General features: G+C 71.1%; 20 protein-coding genes and 3 pseudogenes. 11 read left to right on the top strand and 12 right to left on the bottom strand.

Translation table 11 applies throughout. The features are described 5' to 3' along the window. Window positions 1-18: 18 nt before the first annotated feature. Window positions 19-813 (bottom strand): metal-dependent hydrolase, encoded by a 795-nt coding sequence (locus ACZ41I_RS05035; protein ID WP_363215351.1) that lies wholly within the window; start codon window positions 811-813, stop codon window positions 19-21. A gap of 145 nt (window positions 814-958) precedes the next feature. On the opposite strand from ACZ41I_RS05035, the gene ACZ41I_RS05030 reads away from it, so the two are divergent. Continuing rightward, window positions 959-3,472 (top strand): DEAD/DEAH box helicase, encoded by a 2,514-nt coding sequence (locus ACZ41I_RS05030; protein ID WP_363215350.1) that lies wholly within the window; start codon window positions 959-961, stop codon window positions 3,470-3,472. 40 nt (window positions 3,473-3,512) lie between these two features. After that, window positions 3,513-4,382: an acyl-CoA thioesterase gene (locus tag ACZ41I_RS05025; protein WP_363215349.1), complete on the top strand. Its 870-nt coding sequence runs from the start codon at window positions 3,513-3,515 to the stop codon at window positions 4,380-4,382. Between the two features lie 21 nt (window positions 4,383-4,403). Here ACZ41I_RS05025 and ACZ41I_RS05020 read toward each other — a convergent pair whose 3' ends face one another. Further along, complete coding sequence (locus ACZ41I_RS05020) at window positions 4,404-4,982, bottom strand: TetR/AcrR family transcriptional regulator (protein ID WP_399763095.1); 579 nt, start codon at window positions 4,980-4,982, stop codon at window positions 4,404-4,406. A 90-nt stretch (window positions 4,983-5,072) separates the two neighbouring features. Here ACZ41I_RS05020 and ACZ41I_RS05015 point away from each other — a divergent pair, with 90 nt between their 5' ends. From ACZ41I_RS05015 to ACZ41I_RS05000, 4 genes and pseudogenes are all read left to right on the top strand, one after another. Then, the gene (locus ACZ41I_RS05015; RefSeq protein WP_399763097.1) at window positions 5,073-5,519 is read left to right on the top strand and encodes an anthrone oxygenase family protein; all 447 of its coding nucleotides are present in this window, start codon (window positions 5,073-5,075) and stop codon (window positions 5,517-5,519) included. A 92-nt stretch (window positions 5,520-5,611) separates the two neighbouring features. Next, a pseudogene (locus ACZ41I_RS05010) lies at window positions 5,612-6,038 on the top strand (DUF4267 domain-containing protein). 162 nt (window positions 6,039-6,200) lie between these two features. Next, window positions 6,201-6,737: a GNAT family N-acetyltransferase gene (locus ACZ41I_RS05005; RefSeq protein WP_468513175.1), complete on the top strand. Its 537-nt coding sequence runs from the start codon at window positions 6,201-6,203 to the stop codon at window positions 6,735-6,737. A 301-nt stretch (window positions 6,738-7,038) separates the two neighbouring features. Then, the gene (locus ACZ41I_RS05000; protein WP_468513174.1) at window positions 7,039-8,259 is read left to right on the top strand and encodes a metallophosphoesterase; all 1,221 of its coding nucleotides are present in this window, start codon (window positions 7,039-7,041) and stop codon (window positions 8,257-8,259) included. Window positions 8,260-8,890: 631 nt separating this feature from the next. Here ACZ41I_RS05000 and ACZ41I_RS04995 read toward each other — a convergent pair. Continuing rightward, window positions 8,891-9,727: pseudogene (locus tag ACZ41I_RS04995) on the bottom strand (DUF6397 family protein); the annotation flags it as partial. Between the two features lie 126 nt (window positions 9,728-9,853). Then, the gene (locus tag ACZ41I_RS04990) at window positions 9,854-10,267 is read right to left on the bottom strand and encodes a roadblock/LC7 domain-containing protein (RefSeq protein WP_363215344.1); all 414 of its coding nucleotides are present in this window, start codon (window positions 10,265-10,267) and stop codon (window positions 9,854-9,856) included. A gap of 91 nt (window positions 10,268-10,358) precedes the next feature. On the opposite strand from ACZ41I_RS04990, the gene ACZ41I_RS04985 reads away from it, so the two are divergent. After that, the gene (locus ACZ41I_RS04985; protein ID WP_363215343.1) at window positions 10,359-10,787 is read left to right on the top strand and encodes a PPOX class F420-dependent oxidoreductase; all 429 of its coding nucleotides are present in this window, start codon (window positions 10,359-10,361) and stop codon (window positions 10,785-10,787) included. 15 nt (window positions 10,788-10,802) lie between these two features. Here the strand turns inward: ACZ41I_RS04985 and ACZ41I_RS04980 are convergent, their stop codons facing one another. The 5 genes from ACZ41I_RS04980 to ACZ41I_RS04960 form a co-directional block, all read right to left on the bottom strand. Further along, window positions 10,803-11,405, bottom strand: coding sequence for a GTP-binding protein (locus ACZ41I_RS04980; RefSeq protein ID WP_363215342.1), 603 nt, complete (start codon window positions 11,403-11,405; stop codon window positions 10,803-10,805). Window positions 11,406-11,475: 70 nt separating this feature from the next. Further along, complete coding sequence (locus ACZ41I_RS04975) at window positions 11,476-11,889, bottom strand: DUF742 domain-containing protein (RefSeq protein ID WP_363215385.1); 414 nt, start codon at window positions 11,887-11,889, stop codon at window positions 11,476-11,478. 19 nt (window positions 11,890-11,908) lie between these two features. Continuing rightward, on the bottom strand, window positions 11,909-12,346 hold the full coding sequence (locus tag ACZ41I_RS04970; RefSeq protein WP_363215341.1) for a roadblock/LC7 domain-containing protein: 438 nt from the start codon (window positions 12,344-12,346) through the stop codon (window positions 11,909-11,911). Beyond that, window positions 12,343-14,877: a sensor histidine kinase gene (locus ACZ41I_RS04965; protein ID WP_468513173.1), complete on the bottom strand. Its 2,535-nt coding sequence runs from the start codon at window positions 14,875-14,877 to the stop codon at window positions 12,343-12,345. The genes ACZ41I_RS04970 and ACZ41I_RS04965 overlap by 4 nt, the downstream gene beginning before the upstream one ends. 48 nt (window positions 14,878-14,925) lie before the next feature. Further along, entirely contained in the window at window positions 14,926-15,699 is a 774-nt protein-coding gene (locus tag ACZ41I_RS04960) for an MHYT domain-containing protein (RefSeq protein WP_399763107.1), read from the bottom strand. Between the two features lie 151 nt (window positions 15,700-15,850). On the opposite strand from ACZ41I_RS04960, the gene ACZ41I_RS04955 reads away from it, so the two are divergent. Then, entirely contained in the window at window positions 15,851-16,450 is a 600-nt protein-coding gene (locus tag ACZ41I_RS04955) for a class I SAM-dependent methyltransferase (protein ID WP_399763108.1), read from the top strand. Window positions 16,451-16,478: 28 nt separating this feature from the next. On the opposite strand, the gene ACZ41I_RS04950 is transcribed toward ACZ41I_RS04955, so the two are convergent. Beyond that, window positions 16,479-17,234 carry an alpha/beta fold hydrolase gene (locus tag ACZ41I_RS04950; protein ID WP_468513172.1) on the bottom strand — a complete coding sequence of 252 codons (756 nt, stop codon included), beginning with the start codon at window positions 17,232-17,234 and terminating at the stop codon, window positions 16,479-16,481. A 113-nt stretch (window positions 17,235-17,347) separates the two neighbouring features. Between ACZ41I_RS04950 and ACZ41I_RS04945 the strand changes: the two genes are divergently transcribed. Then, window positions 17,348-17,881: a PadR family transcriptional regulator gene (locus ACZ41I_RS04945; protein WP_468513426.1), complete on the top strand. Its 534-nt coding sequence runs from the start codon at window positions 17,348-17,350 to the stop codon at window positions 17,879-17,881. Here ACZ41I_RS04945 and ACZ41I_RS04940 read toward each other — a convergent pair. Further along, a pseudogene (locus ACZ41I_RS04940) lies at window positions 17,858-18,045 on the bottom strand (oxygenase MpaB family protein); the annotation flags it as partial. The gene ACZ41I_RS04945 and the pseudogene ACZ41I_RS04940 sit on opposite strands and share 24 nt — an antisense overlap. A 180-nt stretch (window positions 18,046-18,225) precedes the next feature. On the opposite strand from ACZ41I_RS04940, the gene ACZ41I_RS04935 reads away from it, so the two are divergent. Both ACZ41I_RS04935 and ACZ41I_RS04930 read left to right on the top strand, forming a co-directional pair. After that, on the top strand, window positions 18,226-18,522 hold the full coding sequence (locus ACZ41I_RS04935) for a hypothetical protein (protein ID WP_399763110.1): 297 nt from the start codon (window positions 18,226-18,228) through the stop codon (window positions 18,520-18,522). Window positions 18,523-18,659: 137 nt separating this feature from the next. Continuing rightward, window positions 18,660-19,520, top strand: a complete 861-nt coding sequence (locus ACZ41I_RS04930; protein WP_363215383.1) for a hypothetical protein — start codon at window positions 18,660-18,662, stop codon at window positions 19,518-19,520. Between the two features lie 269 nt (window positions 19,521-19,789). Here the strand turns inward: ACZ41I_RS04930 and ACZ41I_RS04925 are convergent, their stop codons facing one another. Continuing rightward, entirely contained in the window at window positions 19,790-19,972 is a 183-nt protein-coding gene (locus ACZ41I_RS04925; RefSeq protein WP_351243327.1) for a hypothetical protein, read from the bottom strand. Window positions 19,973-20,096 lie beyond the last annotated feature (124 nt).

The following is a 20,096-nucleotide window of genomic DNA, read 5'->3' as shown; positions in this document are numbered from 1 at the left end:
GGTCGGGTGACGGTTGCCTCAGATCACGTTGAGGGCCGCCGCGCAGCCCACTCCGCCGAGCAGCATGAACACGGGCATCAGTACCTTCAGCTCCACCCAGCTCCCGGCGCGGAACCGCATCGCCTTCGGCGGCCCCACGGGATACCAGCGTTTGCGGCCCACGGGGATCGGCCACAGGATCGGGCAGCCCGACACCGTCAGCGCGTCCCCTATGTCATGCACCAGGGCGCCGAGGACGATCGGCAGGCCGAGCCACAGGTACTCCTGTCCCGGCGCGGTGAACAGCCAGTCGGAGCCCTTGCCCGGCTTGTCCAGGATGCCCGCGAGAATCCATGCGCTGGTCGCCGCCAGCAGCCAGACCAGGACATCGCTGCTGGAGCCGCGCGCCGCCCGCCACAGCAGCCCCTCGATCGCCAGCACCATGTGCACGAACAGGATCGCCAGCACCGCCCAGCGGCCTCCCGTGATCGCCGCCGCCGAGCAGCCGGCCCCGATCAGGACAGCCCAGATCCAGGTGTGCGTCAGCGTGCGGTGGCCGCCCGAGCGGCGCGGGTCGCCCTTCATCCTGGTCGCCTTGTAGACGGCGTACGACAGCTTGTCCACGACCTCGCAGGTCCAGCGCGAGAGCGGCCCGAAGGCCCGCGAGATGGTGGCCGCCTTGTGGTCGAGGTCCGGGGCGAGTGCGGCGCCGGCGCAGATCAGAGCGCCGACGAGGAGCACCGGCCAGGGCATCGGGCGCCCCGCTGCGGCGGCGGCCGCTCCGACGCCGAGCCAGGCCGCGGCCCCCGACAGTGAGTGTGCTGGTCCCATCATGGCCGCTTCCCGCCCCGTTCCTCGTGTGCCGCTGTCCAGTTGACCTGGTGCGCTGACCCTGCGTCGGCGTCACAGCGTAGCGGCCGTGATCTTCGTGCCCCCAGCCGATTCCCTTCTCGGGGACGAGGCCAGGCAAGATGGGTGCGTGACCCTCATCGATCAGCTGCCGCCGACCGCCGACCCCGACGCCCTGTACGAAGCCTTCGAGTCGTGGGCCCAGGAGCGCGGCCTCACCCTCTACCCGCATCAGGAGGAGGCGCTGATCGAGGTGGTCTCCGGGGCGAACGTGATCGTCTCGACGCCCACCGGCTCCGGCAAGAGCATGATCGCCGCCGGTGCGCACTTCGCCGCTCTGGCCCGGGACGAGGTCACGTTCTACACGGCCCCGATCAAGGCGCTGGTGTCGGAGAAGTTCTTCGAGCTGTGCAAGCTCTTCGGCACCGAGAACGTCGGCATGCTCACCGGCGACGCCTCCGTGAACGCCGATGCTCCCGTGATCTGCTGCACCGCCGAGGTGCTGGCCTCGATCGCGCTGCGCGACGGCAAGGACGCGGACGTCGGCCAGGTCGTCATGGACGAGTTCCACTTCTACGCCGAGGGCGACCGCGGCTGGGCCTGGCAGATCCCGCTGCTGGAGCTGCCTCAGGCGCAGTTCATCCTGATGTCGGCCACTTTGGGTGATGTTTCCTTCTTCGAGAAGGACCTCACCCGCCGCACCGGCCGCCCCACCGCGGTGGTCCGCTCGGCGACCCGCCCGGTGCCGCTCTCCTACGAGTACCAGCTCACGCCGCTCACCGAGACGCTCACCGACCTGCTGGAGAGCAAGCAGGCGCCGGTGTACATCGTGCACTTCACGCAGGCACAGGCCGTGGAGCGGGCTCAGGCGCTGATGAGCATCAACATGTGCTCGCGTGAGGAGAAGGACCAGATCGCGGAGTTGATCGGCAACTTCCGCTTCACCACCAAGTTCGGCCGCAATCTCTCCCGTTACGTCCGGCACGGCATCGGCGTGCACCACGCCGGCATGCTGCCCAAGTACCGGCGTCTGGTGGAGAAGCTCGCCCAGGCCGGTCTGCTGAAGGTCATCTGCGGCACGGACACGCTCGGTGTGGGCGTCAACGTGCCCATCCGCACGGTGCTGTTCACGGCGCTGACCAAGTACGACGGCAGCCGTGTCCGCACCCTGCGGGCCCGTGAGTTCCACCAGATCGCGGGCCGGGCCGGCCGGGCCGGCTTCGACACGGCGGGGCTCGTCGTCGCGCAGGCGCCCGAGCACGTCATCGAGAACGAAAAGGCGCTGGCGAAGGCGGGCGACGACCCGAAGAAGCGGCGCAAGGTGGTGCGCAAGAAGGCGCCGGAGGGCTTCGTCGGCTGGACCGAGAACACGTTCCAGAAGCTGATCGAGTCGGAGCCGGAGCCGCTGACGTCGCGTTTCCGGGTGACGCACACGATGCTGCTGTCGGTGATCGCCCGCCCGGGCAACGCGTTCGAGGCCATGCGTCACCTTCTGGAGGACAACCACGAGCCGCGCAGGCAGCAGCTGAGGCACATCCGGCGGGCGATCGCGATCTACCGTTCGCTGCTCGACGGCGGAATCGTGGAGAAGCTCGACAAGCCGGACGCCGAGGGCCGCATCGTCCGGCTCACGGTCGACCTCCAGCAGGACTTCGCGCTCAACCAGCCGCTGTCCACGTTCGCGCTCGCCGCGTTCGAACTCCTCGACCCCGAGTCGCCCTCCTACGCCCTCGACATGGTGTCCGTCGTCGAGTCCACCCTGGACGACCCGCGGCAGATCCTCGTCGCCCAGCAGAACAAGGCGCGCGGCGAGGCCGTGGCCGCGATGAAGGCGGACGGCGTCGAGTACGAGGAGCGCATGGAGCGGCTCCAGGACATCACGTACCCGAAGCCGCTGGAGGAGCTGCTCTTCCACGCGTACAACACCTACCGCAAGAGCCACCCGTGGGTCGGCGACCACCCTCTGTCGCCGAAGTCCGTCATCCGCGACATGTACGAACGCGCGTTGTCCTTCACGGAGTTGGTGTCCTTCTACGAGCTGGCCCGCACCGAGGGCATCGTGCTGCGCTACCTGGCCAGCGCCTACAAGACCCTCGACCACACCATCCCGGACGACCTGAAGTCCGAGGACCTGCAGGACCTCATCGAGTGGCTCGGCGAGATGGTGCGCCAGGTGGACTCCAGCCTGCTGGACGAGTGGGAGCAGCTCGCGAACCCGGAGGAGATGACCGCCGAAGAGGCCCAGGAGAAGGCCGACGAGGTCAAGCCGGTCACCGCCAACGCGCGCGCCTTCCGGGTCCTGGTCCGTAACGCGATGTTCCGCCGCGTGGAACTGGCCGCTCTCGACCAGGTCGAGGAGCTGGGCGAGATGGACGCCGAGTCGGGCTGGGACGCCGACGCCTGGGGCGAGGCGATGGACAAGTACTGGGACGAGTACGACGACCTGGGCACCGGTCCCGATGCCCGCGGCCCCAAGCTGCTGGTCATCAAGGAGGAGCCGGAGAACGGACTGTGGCGCGTCCGCCAGATCTTCGACGACCCGAACAGCGACCACGACTGGGGCATCAGCGCGGAGATCGACCTCGCGGCCTCGGACGCCGAGGGCCGTGCCGTCGTCCGCGTCACCGATGTAGGCCAGCTCTGAGCTGCTTCCGGCCAGTTGTGAGCCAAGGAGAATCCCACCGATGACGAACCCGGCCGAGAGACTGGTCGACCTGCTCGACCTGGAGCAGATCGAGGTCAACATCTTCCGTGGCCGAAGCCCGCAGGAGTCGCTGCAGCGGGTCTTCGGCGGCCAGGTGGCGGGCCAGGCGCTGGTCGCCGCCGGCCGCACCACGGACGGCGACCGTCCGGTGCACTCGCTGCATGCGTACTTCCTGCGCCCGGGCCGCCCAGGGGTGCCGATCGTGTACCAGGTGGAACGGGTCCGCGACGGCCGGTCGTTCACCACGCGCCGGGTCACGGCCGTGCAGGAGGGCCGCACGATCTTCAATCTGACCGCCTCCTTCCACAAGCCCGAGGAAGGACCGTTCGAGCACCAGCTGCCGCCGGCCCGCGAGGTGCCGGACCCGGAGTCGCTGCCCACGGTCACCGAGGAGATCCGCAAGCACCTGGGCGCGCTGCCGGAACAGTTGGAGCGGATGGCGCGCCGCCAGCCCTTCGACATCCGCTATGTCGACCGGCTGCGCTGGAACGCCGAGGACATCGAGGGGGCCGAGCCGCGCAGCGCCGTGTGGATGCGCGCGGTCGGACCGCTCGGTGACGACCCGCTGGTCCACACGTGCGCGCTGACCTACGCCAGTGACATGACTCTCCTGGACGCGGTCCGTATCCCGGTCGAACCGCTGTGGGGGCCGCGGAACTTCGACATGGCCTCGCTGGACCACGCCATGTGGTTCCACCGGCCGTTCCGCGCGGACGAGTGGTTCCTGTACGACCAGGAGTCGCCGATCGCGGTGGGCGGCCGGGGTCTTGCCCGGGGTCGCATCTACAACCTCTCAGGGCAACTGATCGTGTCCGTGGTGCAGGAGGGACTCTTCCGCAAGCTGGGCTGACCTGGCCGCCGGGACGGTGTGTCAGACCATGGCGAGCCGGTCCACCAGCAGCTCCACCCTCGGCTCGGCGTCCTCGGGCAGCAGGCGGCCCGCGCGGGTCAGGGTCGCAAGGCCATGCAGGGCCGCCCAGAACAGCTCGGTGAACAGCCCCGGGTCGACGCCGTCGCCGGCGACCTCGCCGAGAGTCTCCAGCAGGGCGGCGAAGGCGTCCTTCAGAGGCTCGGGGGTGTCTTCCTGCGCGTACGCCAGGCCGCCGTCGAGCTGGAACAAGGCGTCGTAGACCGCCGGGTTGCGTGCCGCGAAGTCCAGGTAGGCGCGGGCCAGCGCGGCGACCCGGGCGCGCGGGCCGTCCGCGGCGGAGGTCGCGGCCCGCACCTCGGTGGCCAGTTCGGCGGCCCCCTGAAGGGCGACGGCGCCGATGATCTCGCGCTTGCCGCGGAAGTGGCTGTAGAGGACGGGCTGACTGTATTCGATGCGCTCGGCGAGCCGGCGGGTGGTGACTGCGTCCCAGCCCTGCTGCTCGGCGAGTTCGCGGGCTGTCGCCACGATGAGGCGCTCGCGCTCCGCCCGTTCGCGCTGCTTGCGTTCCTGTACCGACATAAGTCGATCCTAGCACCGCTAGACAATCGAGCGGCAGCAGTACTAGCGTTGCCTCATCAGCTAGCAACGCTAGTTCACGGAGGGATCGTCATGCTCAACGCACTTGAGGTCGTCACCACCGTCGTCGTCGGCCTGATGGTGGGGGTGGAGTTCTCCGTCGCCTTCGTCATGAACCGGATCCTGGACGCGCTTCCCGAGGACAGCGGCCAGCTCGGCCACGCCCACGGCGGCCGGATGCTCGGCGCCCTGATGCCGTTCTGGTACATCGGCTCGGTCGCCCTCAGCGCGATCTGGGCCGTCGCCGGATGGCACCGCCACGGCGCCGGACTCGTCGCCACCGCCGCCGGACTGCTGATCGTCAGCGTGGTCATGTCGATGCTGCTGCTCGTCCCGATCAACAACCGAAACAAGACCTGGACCCCCGAGAGCCGGCCCGCCGACTGGAAGGAGCAGCTGCACCGCTGGGAGCGCTTCCACTACGTCCGCGTCGCCATCATCATCGCCGCCTTCGCCCTGCTCGCCTCCGCCCTCGTCTGATACCACCGCTGCCCCGGCATGCGCTGGTTCGCCCACTCAGCAAGCTCCAACGAAGCTCACCGAGACGACGAAGACTCGCAAGGAGAAGAACGATGTCGCTGAAGAAGATCAATACCGTTCTGGCCGCCGCCTTCATCCTCTTCATCCTCTGGTTCGGGGGGGGAGTTCATCTTGAGCCCGGAGACGACGGCGCCGAGCTTCGGCCTGCCGAGCTGGCCGTCCGGCGACGGCGACGGCTTCCTGATCATCAAGGGAATCCGCGACGTCGTCCTGGCTCTGGTCCTGGGCATCCTGCTGGTGACGGGCCACCGCCGGGCGCTGGGCTGGGTGCTGCTGGTGGAGGCCCTCGCCGCGTACGGCGACATGACCACCGTGCTGGCCCACCACGGCTCCGTGGCCACCGCGCTCGGCGTCCACGGCCTGACCGCGACACTGATGGTGGTCAACGGCCTGCTGATCATGCGCGAGACCCGCAAGGCCGCGGCCGCTCCGGTCACACCAGCCCCGCAGCCCGCCTAGGGCGCGGATCGGGTCGTGATCAATCCGTGGGTTTCGCCCCGTTCCAGGCCCTGGCCCGGTAGTCCCTCGTGCGTGACGCGCGCGACTGACGGACGAAGAGCGGGAGTTCATCGAGCCGCACGGCGGTGGGGGGAGATAGTGGGGAAGAATGATGGGATGGTCATGCTTGAGACCCCACGTCTGATCCTGCGTCGCTGGCGCGAGGAAGACGTTGCGCCCATGGCCGCCATCAATGCCGACCCCGAGGTCATGCGGTGGATCCGTGACGGCAGCGTCCGTGACGAACAGCAGACACGCGGCGGGATCCGGGCATGGGAGAGCGAGTGGGAGTCACAGGGCTTCGGCCTGTTCGCCGTGGAGATCCGGTCCACTGGCGAGCTGGCCGGGTTCACCGGCCTGTCGGTACCCCACTTCTTGCCGGAGGTACTGCCGGCGGTTGAGGTCGGCTGGCGGCTGGGACGTTCCCACTGGGGGCAGGGCTTGGCCACCGAGGCCGCTGCGGCCGCTGTACGGTTCGGGTTCGAAGAGCGAGGGCTGGAGCGGATCGTCAGCATCACTCAAGTCGGCAACGACGCCTCCGAACGGATCATGACCAAACTGGGGATGCGTCCGGTCCGTGAAACCGTCAACCCCACCGGCGGTCGGCGGGTACGGGTGTTCGAGTTGTCGTCGGACCAGTACCTCACAACCACTCATTGATGGTGGTCGGTTGCTTCCGTAGTCGTGAGGCGTGAGATACGCACAGGGCGGGCTGACCGACGCCGGGAGGACCACGCGGAAGCGGATCCGGATGGAGGCCGTCCCTCCGCTGCGGCATCCTCCTTCACAGCACCCTCATCGGGCGCGTTGACCTTGTGGCCGTCAACCCACCCAAGTACGGCCCATCAACTCGGAGGCCACGCCCCATGGGGCTGCCCACCATGTGCACCCCGTCCGACCGGACCGGGGCGGCCGGATACAGTGCGCGCGACGGCAACCTGGTTGCTCAAGGAGGGGAAGCGTGACCGACACCAGCGAAACCCGATCCGCCGACAGTGCAGCGCACGCGACTCAGCAGAGCCGACTGCACCGCCTGATGCGCTACCTCCCCCTGATCGCCCCCGTCCTGCTGTGGACCGTGCCCTGCTGGCTGCTGCTGCACACCGGCCAGCACTGGCCGCTCCCTGTCACGCTCGCCGGCACCGCCCTGTTCGCCCTCGGCCTGATCGGTATGCCGCTCGCGATGGTGCGCGGCCACGGCCGACGCCAGCAGGACTGGGCGGCGATCGTCGGAGACACCCTGCTGGGCACCAGCTGGGTTCTGTTCACCTGGTCCGTTCTGATCGGCGTCTTCTTGCGGCTCGCCCTGACCGTGGTCGGCGTCGGCGAGAGTCAGGACCGGGCCCGAATCGTCACCTGGGCCGTCCTCGGCGTAACCGCCGCACTGCTCGCCTGGGGGTACGCCGAGGCCCGCCGCGTGCCACGCGTGCGCGAACTTGACGTACAACTCCCGCGCCTGGGGGCCGGGTTGGACGGCACGCGCGTCGTCCTCATCACCGACACCCACTACGGCCCGCTCGACCGCGCCCGCTGGTCGGCGCGGGTCTGCGAGACGGTCAACACGCTGAAGGCCGACCTGGTCTGCCACACCGGAGACATCGCGGACGGCACGGCCGAACGCCGCCGCGCCCAGGCCGCCCCACTCGGCACCGTGCAGGCCACCCGGGCCCGGGTCTACGTCACCGGCAATCACGAGTACTACAGCGAGGCCCAGGGCTGGGTCGACCTGATGGACGAGCTGGGCTGGGAGCCGCTGCGCAACCGCCATCTGCTGCTCGAACGCGGCGGCGACACCCTCGTGGTCGCCGGCGTGGATGACGTCACGGCCGAGTCCTCCGGCCTCGCCGGCCACGGCGCCCACCTCGCCGGAGCCCTGCACGGCGCCGACCCCGACCTGCCCGTCCTGCTCCTGGCCCACCAGCCCAAGTTCGTCGACCGGGCGGCAGCCGGCGGCGTCGACCTCCAGCTCTCCGGCCACACCCACGGCGGCCAGATCTGGCCCTTCCACCACCTGGTCCGCATCGACCAGCCCGCCCTCGCCGGCCTCAGCCGCCACGGCACCCGTACCCTCCTCTACACCAGCCGTGGCACCGGCTTCTGGGGCCCGCCCTTCCGCGTCTTCGCCCCCAGCGAGATCACCCTGCTCGTACTCCGCTCCCCGCAGCGGCCCCCCACGCCGTAGCGCCGGGCGGGCCGGCGGTTCCGCCTCGGAGATGCTGCAGTGCACCGGCACCCCGAACAAGGGCTACGCATCCTGCAACGCCCTGTGCACGGCCGAACGCCGCCGCGGACTCCCCCACCGGCTACGGCCCCAGCGACCTGCAGTCGGCCTACGGCCTGACCTCCGCCTCCGCCAGCGGCTCCGGCGGGACCCGCGCAGCAAACGTCTGCTTGTCCCGGTCGTCCAGCCGGGCCTTTTCAGGTCCCTGTAGCCAGCGAGCGGTCGGGGTCCGTGGCCGAGTGGTTCAGGCTCGCGCCGGTCGGTGGTTTCTCCGCCGCAGCCAGGCACGCAGGCCGCGATCGGGCTGCGGCGGGGCCTGTTCGGGCCCGCGGTGACGGCGACGGGCCGAGGAGGACGCGGCCGGCCGCACCACCGACGCACCCCCTGCCCGGACGGCCTGCGCCCGGCACGCTCGTGTCACCGGCTCGTCCGTCGCCTTGGCCGGCCCCAGCAGCGAGGCGCAGTCCGGCCCGAACGCTGCGGCCACCGTCCCACTCTGCGGCTCGGGCACCCGTGCCACGGCCGGATCTTCGGGGGGCTCTGACGACGACCGCGCCGTCGGTTGCGTGAGTCGCGTGACCGTGGGGGCCATCGGAGGAACGGGGTGTGCTGCCACTCGCCGGGTCGGTGCGGTGCGGCGGGCGGCCGGGCGCGGGGCCGGGAAGAGGGTGCAGGCCTCCTCCAGCAGCTGGCACAGCTCGCTGCGCAGCCACTCGATCTCGTCCGCGTCCTGCGCCGTCGCGATCCGCTCGGCCAGATGCGCGGCAGGTGATCCCGGGGTGCCCCGACCAGGTTGCGCCGGCCGGAACCGGTTCAGGTAGGAACGCGCATACGGATCCTTGACGACGTCGGCGATCTCGACGGGGGACAGGAAGCCCGCCACGGCTCCGGCCCGGGCCCACGGCTGCTCGGCCTGCCGCAACAGGAACCCGAGATGGCGTGCCCGCCAGTTGCGGGCGCGCAGGTCCACCCCGGCGGCCAGCTGGCCACGCAACGTCTCGGGTGTGCGCCCCTTGAGCAGGGTCGCGTTCTCTGTGTCCGATGTGAAGCTCCGCAGGTCGTCCGCGAGATACAGCCAGACGATGGCCCGGTAGCGGTTCAAATACCACTTGACCGGCACGAGCAGGCCCAGCCGGGCGAGGCGGGTGAACCGAGCGGCCGGGATCTTCATGAGCGCGGCGCCCTCCGTCGTGCCCACCACCCGCACGCGGTCGAGCAAACTCTCCGGATAGCCCTCCTGTGCGCGGAGGCGGTCGATCTCCGCGCGCTCCACCCTCCGACCTCCTCCCCCGCCCTCGTCGGGCACGGTCCGGATGTGACCGAGGTGCACGGCGAGGTCGAACTCGCCACGCTTGAGGCCCAGTTCCCGAGCGGCATGGCTGGGCGTGCAGGTGGTGGACCGGGGCTGGCTGAACGTGCTTGCCGACATGGTCGTACTCCCCCGTGGAGTCGTTGGCTCACGCCTTGTGCGTTCGTCGTGCACACACGGTAGCCAATCCGGCCCAGTTCCCGCCGAGCCTGTGGACAACTCCACCAACGAAGGAGAAGCCGCAGGTCAGACGTCTGCGATGGGGGTTCGCTCCGGCTGCCTGGCGTCGACGCCGAGGTGTTCGCCGACACGATTGACGAGCAAGGTCATCTCGTAGGCGATCTGGCCGATGTCGGCCTCCGCGCCGCTGAGCACACACAGGCAGCTGCCGGTGCCGGCCGCGGTCACGAACAGCACTGCGTCGTCGTACTCGATCATGGTCTGGCGTACCCGGCCGGCACCGAAGTGGCGTCCCGATCCCTTGGCCAGGCTGTGCAGCCCGGACGCCACGGCGGCAAGATGCTCGGCATCCTCACGGCGTAGGCCCGTACTCGCGCCCGTGACCAGGCCGTCGTTGGACAGGACCAGCGCGTGCCGCACGTGGTCCACCCGCTCGGTCAGATCGTCCAGGAGCCAGCCGAGTCCCTGGTTCTGCGCCATCTCCGTCTCCCCGTGTGATGTCTCCCCCTGGCTGGAGGAACTCCCCGCCAGCCTTCCCCACCACCGGCGTCCGGGCAAGCACGATGAGCGCATGGCACAGAAGATGACCGACGAGGAATGGCGGGCGTTCGTCTCGGACGGCACCCGGACCGGCAAGCTGTCCACCGTTCGCGCCGATGGGAGCCCTCATGTGGCCCCGATCTGGTTCCTGCTGGACGGCGACGAACTCGTTTTCAACACCGGTAAGGACACGGTGAAAGGACGCAATCTGGCCCGTGACGGGCGGATCGCCCTGTGTGTGGACGACGATCGGCCGCCGTTCCACTTCGTGGTGCTCAACGGCCGCGCACGGCTGTCGGAGGAACTGGACGAGCTGCGTCACTGGGCCACCCGGATCGCCGCCCGGTACATGGGCGAGGACCGCGCCGAGGAGTACGGCGCCCGCAACGGCGTTCCGGGTGAGCTGCTCGTCCGGGTCAGCATCGACCAGGTGGTGGCCGTGCGGGATCTGGCAGCCTGAGCGGCACGCCCGGCCTCAGCCGACCGAGTCCAGCAGCCGGGCGGTGTGCATCCGCCCGGCATACTCGACGAGCCGGATCAGGACTTCCTTGCCGGAGTCCCGCTCCCGCGCGTCGCACAGCACCACGGGCGTGCCGTGGTCCAGGTCGAGGGCCCGGGAGACGTCGTGGACGCCGTAGCTGCGGGCTCCCGCGAAGCAGTTGACGGCCACCACGAACGGGATGTGCCGGTGCTCGAAGTAGTCGACTGCGGGAAAGCAGTCCTCCAGGCGCCGGGTGTCCGCGAGGACGACGGCGCCGAGGGCGCCCTGGGACAGCTCGTCCCAGAGGAACCAGAAACGGTCCTGTCCGGGTGTGCCGAAGAGGTAGAGCGACAGGCCGGAGCGGATGGTGATGCGCCCGAAGTCCATGGCGACGGTCGTGGTGGTCTTCTGGTCCACGCCGTCGGTGTCGTCCACCAACTGCCCTGCCTCACTGAGCAGTTCCTCGGTGCGCAGCGGCCGGATCTCGCTGACGGCCCCGACCAGGGTCGTCTTGCCGACGCCGAATCCACCGGCGACCAGAATTTTCAGGGCCAGGGCGGAGGTGTCGTCGGCGTCGTCGGAGTGCTCGATGACCATGATCACTTCTCTCGGGAGGACCGGTACGGACCGGATGCAGAACGGCGTACGGCGGGTTCGGAACGTTCATCTACAGCGCTCGCAGTCCCGCGATGACCTCGCGCAGAATCCGTTCGTCGGGCAGCTGTGCCGGGGGGACGGGACGGCTGATGACCACACAGCCGAGTTCCAGGAGGTCACCGAGCAGCACCCGGACCACGCCGACGGGGAGGTCGGCGTCCGCCGCGAGTTCGGCGACGGACTGTGTCTCCGTACGGCACAGCGCTGTCAGCGTCCGGTGTTCGGGGCCGAGCGCGGTGTCGTCGTCGAGTGCCGGTGCCGCGGGGTCGAGGGTGACGAGCGCGATCAGGTCGAAGCGCACCCCGGTGGGCCCCGGCTGGGTGCGCCCGCCGGTCATCGCGTACGGGCGGACGAGCGGTCCGGCCTCGCCGTCGTACCACTGACTGCCCGGCTCCCACGGACCGCCGGTCTGGTTCTCCGTCATCGATGCCGCCATTGCGGGATCATCCGGCGGCGGGCGGCTGCGCGGCGACACGCGGCGGGGTGTACAGGTGCTCGCCGACCCTCTTGACCAGGCGCGCCATCTCGTAGGCGACCAGTCCGATGTCGGCGGTGACGGCGGTGAGGACGGCCAGGCAGGAACCGTCGCCGGCGGCGGCCACGAAGAGGAACGCGTCGTCCATCTCGACCATGGTCTGCCGCACGCCGCCCGCTCCGAAGTGCCGTCCCGCGCCCTTGGCGAGGCTGTTGAAGCCGGAGGCGACGGCGGCGAGGTGCTCGGCGTCCTCCCGTGCGAGGCCGCTGGAGGCGCCGACGGCCAGCCCGTCGTTGGAGAGCACGACGGCGTGTCGTACCTCGCTCACGCGCAACACCAGGTCGTCGAGCAACCAGTCCAGTTCGCCGGAACGCTGGCCGGCCCTCGTGTTCGGGTCCTGGATCATGCCGGGTCTCCTTCACTGCTGTCACTGCCCGTCGGGGGTTCCGTGGCGACGCCGCGGCCCGGCTGTCTGCCGCCGCCGCGAGCCCAGCCGTCGCGGTAGGCCGCCATGCGGTCCCGTACCTGCTCGGGGGTGCGCCGTTCGTCGCCGTGCCGTGCGGTTTCCGGTGCCTGTGCTGGGGGGCGCTGCCGGAGCTGGGGGGCGAGGCTGGCCTGGCGCACACGGCGTGGGAGGTCGTCGTCGGTCTCGGAGTGCTCGGATGGTCGGTGCAGCCTCAAGGCGGTGACTCCGGGGGGCGGGGGTTCGTCGACGCTTCCGTACGGGTCCGGCTCGTCGGCACCGTGGGGTTCGGGAGCGGTGGCCGCGAGGGCGGGCCGGTCCGACCGAGCCGTGACGGCCTCCTGGTGCGAGGTGGCGCCGGGTACGCGCGCGTACTCGCGTTCCTGCCGGGGACGGGCCCGCTCGCCCTGGTCGCAGGCGCGTTCCGGCGCGCCGCTGTGGAGCAGGGCGGTGGGCACCAGGACGACGGCCGTGGTGCCCCCGTAGGGGGAGGTCCGCAGGTGCACCTTGACGTCGTGCCGGGAGGCGAGCCGGCTCACCACGAAGAGGCCGAGCCGGTCGCTGTCGAACAGGTCGAGGGCCTCGGACTGTTCGATGCGGCGATTGGCCTCCGCGAGGGTCTCGGCGCCCATGCCGAGGCCCCGGTCCTCGATCTCCAGGGCGTAGCCGTTGCCGACGGGTTCGCCGGTGACGCGCACGCGTGTGTGGGGCGGCGAGAACTGGGCGGCGTTCTCGACGAGTTCGGCGAGCAGGTGGGTGAGGTCGGCGACGGCGGCTCCGATGACATGGGCCTCGGGGAGCTGGCGTACCTCCACGCGCGCGTAGTCCTCGACTTCCGACACGGCGGCCCGTACGACGTTGGTCAGGGACACCGGCATGCGCCAGGCCCGGCCGGGAGCGGCGCCGGAAAGGATGATCAGACTCTCGGCGTGCCGCCGCATACGCGTGGTGAGGTGGTCCAGGCGGAACAGGTCGCTCAGTTCGTCGGGGTCGTCCGAGCGGCGCTCCATGCTGTCCAGGAGGCTGAGCTGGCGGTGGACCAGTACCTGACTGCGGCGGGCCAGGTTGACGAAGACGCCGGAGATGCCGCTGGCGAGTTCGGCGCGCTCCACGGCGGCGCGCAGGGCGGCGCGGTGGACGGTGGTCAGGGCTTCCGAGACCTGACCGGTCTCGTCCTCGGCGGGTGGTCCGGCGGGCGCCTCCGCCTGGATGTCGATGTCGTCGCCGGCGCGCAGTCTGCGCATCGCTTCGGGGAGTTTGCGGCGGGCGATCTCCAGGGCGTCGTTGCGCAGGCTCACGAGTTCGACGACGAGCGCGCGTCCGATGCGGACGGAGATGACGAGCGAGGCACCGACGGCGGCGAGGCCCAGGAGTACGGCGGCGCCCGCGGGGCTGAGCAGGCCGTGCGTGACCGGATCGGCCCGGCCGGCGACGGCCCGGCCCGTGTCCGTCGCGATGTCCTGCATGCCGTCCCGCACGCGCGCGTGGGCTGCGCTCCAGGCAGCCTGCGGTGCCGCGCCGGCCGGTGTGGCGCCCGGTGCTGCGGCGAGGATCTTGTCCTCGGCGGCACCGAGAGCGGTGTAGGAGTCGCTTCCGGCCACTTCCTGCCAGGCGGCGCGCTGGGCGGCGGGCAGATCGGCGACGGCCGTCTCGGTGAGGGCACGGCGCGCGGCGACGGCGGCGCCGAACAGCCGTAGCCGCTCACCCCGCAGCTGCCCGGCGGTCCGGGCACTGCCAAGGACGGTGTCCTCCTGGGCCAGCGCCTCGGCGGCCCGGCTGAATTCGAGCAGCACGCGCGCGTCGGAGCCGACGTCGGCCTGCTGGATGCCGGTGAGGGCACCGTCCGCGGCGAAGGCCGCGCCGATGGTCTTCGTGTACTGCGTGTACGCCGTGTCCCAGCCGGCCTTGTGGCCGAGTACGGCCGTACGCAGTGCGCGCAGGTGCTCGGCGCCGGTGACGAACGCAGCGAGGCGCCCGGAGACAGCGGCAGGCAACTCCTGGCTGTCGGCGACGGTATTGTCGCGGCCGAGCCGCAGCTCGGCGACGGCCCGGTCGGTGCGGGCGGCCAGGCTTCGCAGGTTGCTGCCGTCGGCCGCGCCCGGCGCGCCGGCGTAGCGCACGGCCGCGGTGCGCTCGGCCTGGAGGGCGGCGACGGCGACGGCCACCGGGGTGCGCAGTTCGGCGTCGACCCGCTGGGACTGCCGCAGCCGGGCGACGTCCTGGGCGGTGGTGACGGTGGCATACGCCCACAGGGCGAGCAGCGAGACCACGGGCACCATCAGCAGACTGACCACCTTGGCGCGCACGGTACGGGGGCGCAGGTGCCGGCGGTTTCCACGCGCGCGTGCCGTGGCCGGTGCGGTACCGAGCCCGCGGTCGGAGCCCTCGTCGGCGGGCGGTCCGGCATGGGCGCGGCGGCCGCGTGGCGGGGGCGCCGGGGCGCCGGCTTTCGGGGCGTTACGGGGTGGGCGCATGGCCTCCTCGCTCGGGACGTGGGTCGGGGTGCTCGGAGCGGGCTCCCGCTAGCGGGCGATGCTCTCGACGGGCCGCTGGGCGGAGGCGGATGCCTCCCGCTCGCCGGCCGTGGGTGAGAGGGCGACGAAGGCCGAGGTGATGAACAGGTAGGACCCGAGGCCGACGGCGAGGGGGAAGATGAACTGCATCGCCGTGGCCCCGGGCAGTGTGGCGCCGGAGGGGTCCACACGCACGCTCACCGCGAACATCCCGGTGTAGTGCATGCTGCTGACGGCCGCTCCCATGACGAGGGAGGCGACGGTGACCGCGAGGGGGGACTTGATGTTGAGGCCGGCCCACAGCGCGGCGGTCGCCGCCACGACGGCGATGAGCACCGACACTCCGACGAGCACGGGGTCGTACGTGATGTCGCCGTGCAGCCGGACCGCCGCCATGCCCAGGTAGTGCATGCTGGCGACGCCCAGCCCGGTGGTGAGACCCCCCAGGAGGAGCGCCCGGTTGCGGTCGCGGCTGTAGCCGACGGCGAAGACTCCGGCGCAGACGACGACCATGGCGACGAGGAGGCTGAGGATGGTCAGCGGAACGTCGTAGCGGATGTCGGTGCCGCTGACGCGGAAGCCGAGCATGGCCACGAAGTGCATGGTCCAGATGCCCGTCCCGATGGCCGAGGCCGCGGTGACGAGCCAGTTGCGGCGCGAGCGGCCGGTGGTGGCGAGCGCGCGGACGGTGCAGCGCAGTCCGAGCGCGGCGCCGATGCAGGCCATGACGTACGACAGTACGGGGGTCAGCCAGCCGAAGGCGGCGTGGTCCAGGTGTCCCATGGCCACGGGACGCTAGGGGGGTACGGGCGCACGAAGGGGGCGCATTTCGAAAGCTGTTGGAATATGACACACAGATGCGACGGAACGATCGGCTCCGGCCCGAACATGTGCGCCTCCATGTCCCCCGGGTTGATGAGGAATCATGCGGAATATGAGCGATGACCACACACATGTCCAGGAGTTCTTCACTGCCCGTGCGGCCGACTGGGACAGCAGGTTCCCCGACGACGGCCCCGCGTACGCGGCGGCCGTCGGCGATCTCGGGCTGCGGCCGGGCGACCGGGTGCTGGACGCGGGCTGCGGCACGGGGCGTGCCCTGCCGCCGCTGCGTGCCGCCGTGGGCCCGTCCGGGGTGGTGCTGGGCGCCGACCTCACCCCGGCGATGCTCACTGCGGCCGTGCGGGCGGGCCGGGACCGGCACGGGCGGCTGCTGCTCGCGGACGTCTCCGCGCTGCCGCTGCGGTCCGGATCCCTGGACACCGTGTTCGCGGCCGGTCTGATCGCGCATCTGCCGCAACCGGAGGAGAACCTGCGGGAGCTGGCCCGTGTGGTGCGGCCCGGCGGAAAGCTCGCGCTGTTCCATCCCCTCGGGCGCGCGGCCCTGGCGGCGCGGCAGGGGCGGCAGATCACCCCCGACGACCTGCGCGCCGAGGGGAACCTCGGCCCTCTTCTGTCGCGTTCGGGATGGAGCATGACGTCGTACGCCGACGAGGACGCCCGCTTCCTCGCGCTCGCGGTGCGCGAGAACTGAGCGTCCCGTCGCGGAAGGCCGGGGCGGGTCAGTCCCTTCCGGCGACGGCTGCTGCGAAGGCGTCGGGGTTGTCGAACATGACGTTGTGCCCGGCGCCCGGCACGGTCACGACGCGCACCCCCGCGGCTTCCAGGCGCTCCCGGCCCGGCAGTTCGCCGCTGTGCTCGCCCTGCAGGTACACGCGCTCGACGGGCAGCTTCTCCAGGATCGTGCGCATCACAGGATCCGAGCCGCGGCGCAGGCCGACGGCGCTTCGGTGCAGGGCGCGCGGGTCGGCCAACCGCATGGTGGCCGCCCACAGCGGACCGACCGCCTCCAGCACGCGCGCGTGCTGTCGTTCGACGAAATCGCCCTCTTCGTAGGTGGCGATTCTGCTGCTTCCGGCCGTGGGCCGCGGGTAGGCGTCCAGATTGGCCTCCGTGAGGACGAGCCGGGAGGCGAGGTCGGGCCGCCGATGGGCGAGCACGATCGCCACGGCGCCCCCCATGCTGTGCGCGACCAACTCGGCGCCGCGCACTCCGGCTTCGTCCAGCGCGACCGCCACCGCCTCGGCGTGTTCCTCCAGCGTGTATCCGAACGCGCTCGGCCGGTCGCTGAGACCGTGTCCCGGCAGATCCAGGAACAGACTGCGCCGGCCCGCGAGTTCGGGCCGGGACGCGATGTGCGCGTGATAGACGGCGGACACCGAGCCGAGCCCGTGCAGATACACGCGCGCGGGCTCCGCCCCCGGCGCCTCGGTCCAGCGGATCCGGCTTCCCTCGTGGTCGAACACGGCCTGCTTCATGGTGCCCCTCTCCTGCACATCCTCCGACAGCCGGACTATACATCGCCATCGATGTATAGCCGCAAGAAAGTATTAAGGTGACGAGGTACAGCGTCGTGCGCGAGAATGCGGCCGTGCTCGAACTCGCCATCCTCGGTTTCCTCTACGACGCCCCGCTGCACGGATACGTCCTGCGCCGGCACATCGCGGCCCTCACCGGCCACGTCCGGCCCGTCGCCGAGAGCACGCTCTACCCGGCGATCAAGCGGCTGGAGAAGGCGGGCCTGCTGGTACGCGCCACCGAGCCCGGCGCGGTGGCGGCACCGCGTCACGTACTGCGGCTGACCGAGGAGGGCGGGCGCGAACTGAAGCGCCGGCTGGCCGAGCCCGCGCAGCGCGAGATCACCGACGAGAACCACTGGTTCACGCTGCTCGCGTTTCTGCGGCACCTGGAGGACCCGGCCGCCCAGGCGGCCGTACTGCGCCGCCGGCTGGCCTTCCTGGAGGAGCCGGCGAGCTTCTTCTACGACGGCGACCGGCCGCTGGCCGCCGAGGAGCTGGACGACCCGTTCCGGCACGGTGTCCTCACCATCGCCCGTGCCACGAGCCGGGCGGAACTGGCCTGGCTGCGCGACACCCTGGCATCACTCGACGCCGTCGGCCGCTGAGCCGTCGCAGTGCCGCACCGGGCAGCCACGCAGCCCGAGGACCGGGCGGTGCCCCGGTCGGCGACCCCGTAGCCGTCCGGGTAGCTCTTGATCTCCGGGTTCCGGCGTGCGAAGTGCGGGGCGCGGCGCACCAGCGCGCAGGTGGGCGCGTCGGGTGGGGCGTAAGGGTCTCGAACGCGCGGTATCGTCATACCGCTTCTGCGTACACTCGGTCAGTTCCGTGCGCCGGTGGAGTCCGTTTGACCGCGTCGTCCCCCTTCTGCTGCGGAAGGTCCGTCTCTACGTTGAATGACAGCAGATGAGCGATCGACGACGACCCCGTTTCGGGGGAGAGGGTGGTCCGCATGTTCGGCCGGATAGGCAAGATGGCCGCCAGACTCCGCGACTCCGCACAGGCTCAGCCGGCGGGCACCCGGGACAGACGTGCGCACAACCTGTTCGAAGCGGCGGCCACCTATGTCGTCGCCCGCGCGGAGGACGATCAGGAGCGGATCGAGGAGGCGGCGGCCTGGGTGTCGCCGGAGGCGCTGTCGTTCGGGGTGAGCGAACTCGCCTGCCGGGCGGTCGTCGCGTTGGCCCGGGAGCGCGACGAGTCTCCGGCGGCGGTGGCCCGTGATCTCCTCGGGCTGCCCACGAGCTGAGGAAGATCCCCTTCGATGTGGTCGTTTCGCCCCCCTCCAGGCGGAAACCTGCAGGTCCGCGTGGTGTGAGGAGTCGTGACAAGCGGCTTCCGCTCGCACTAGGGTGCGCGCCGATGGACGAACCACTGGAGGCAGGGATGGCCGGGACCGAGGATGAGGCCGTCGCCGCCGCTGAGGATGCGCTGTACGTACTGACGGCAGTGCTGCTGACGCCGGCGCAGTTCCCGAGCGTTCTGGGCGACGACTATCCGGAGGCGTGCGCGGCGCTGGGACTCGCGCCCCTCGCCGACGGGTACGGGCTGATACTGGGCCAGGACGGCGAGGGCGCCCGCTGGACGGTCGTCATCGACGACGTCTCGCTGGTCGCCGTGGCGATCGCCTCCTGGGACTGCGGCATGGAGTACGAGTTGTCTCCGGACGAGCGCGCCGTCGTGACCGCCCTGCCGGGCTGGCCGCTGGCGGTCTCGGTCGCGGCCCCGGGCGTCCCCGCGCCGCATGACCCCGCTGCCGAGGTGGCGGAGCGGCCTGCGCTGAGCCCGCCGGACACCAGTTCCTGGGGGCCGGCCCAGCGCCGCCTGGGCGCCGACGAGATAGCGCTGCAGTGGGCGACGTGGCGGGAGCAGATCAACGACGCGGAATTCTCCGTGCCCGAGGGGGAGCAGAAGCCGGACCGGCAGGAGAAGGCCGAGGAGTTGCCGTCGGAGGGCGAGAAGGGCGTGCCGCGGAGCGGCCACCGGGGAGTCAGGCGGGTGCTGGCGGAGGCCCGCGCCTATGTCGACACGCCGCCGCCGCTCGGCCGGGTACGCTCGGCGTTCGCCCCGGGCGACGCGCGTATGCTGCGCGCCGACGGCCCCGGCTGGTCGATCGTGGCCCGCACCGACGACATCGCCTTCGTCCTGCTCGACGAGGAGCCCGGCGAGGTGCTGCCGGTGGGCCGGGGCCCCGAACTGCCGGGCCTGCTGGAGGCACTCGACAAGATGGCCGTACGCCCCGTCTAGCCCGCACGACACCACGGCCGGCGCACACCGGGCCCCCGCCCCGCCAGATCGAGGCCGTCTCCGAAGCCGGACGCGCGCGAGGGGCCGGGCGGTCCGCACGTGGGGCCGGGTGAACAGGCCCGAGGGAGCAGGCCGTCCCCCAGCCAGGCGCGAAGCCCCATGAGGCAGGCGCGAAGCCCCTGGCCGGGCACCCCCTCGGCGAGGGCGCCGCGCGGTCCGCCACCCCCGACAGGCGCCCGGCGCGCCTCCCCGTGGGATCCGCTGTCGCCTCAGCGGCCGAGCTCCTTGCGGGTGACCCTGCGGAGCCTGCGCCGCTGTGAGGGGTCCAGCGCCAGATAGGCGGCCACCGGGACCCCGACCACGATCAGGAACGCCACCCACCAGGGCAGCCAGATCAGCAGGAGCAGCCCGACCGCCACACCCCCGACGGCGATCTTCGCGTTCTTGGACATGAGCGTCGCCTCCTTCGCGGCCACTGCCGCTCTCCGACCTGAAAACGGCCGCCCGCTCCATGCAGTTCCGGAACCCGACCCCGAGACAACCCTGAGCCGCTCCCCCTACTGGCCGGGGCCGCCC

Source organism: Streptomyces sp. NPDC030799 (assembly GCF_055572255.1).
The sequence above is the reverse complement of the archived record's forward strand: the minus strand, read 5'-3'. Positions and strand labels throughout refer to the sequence as shown.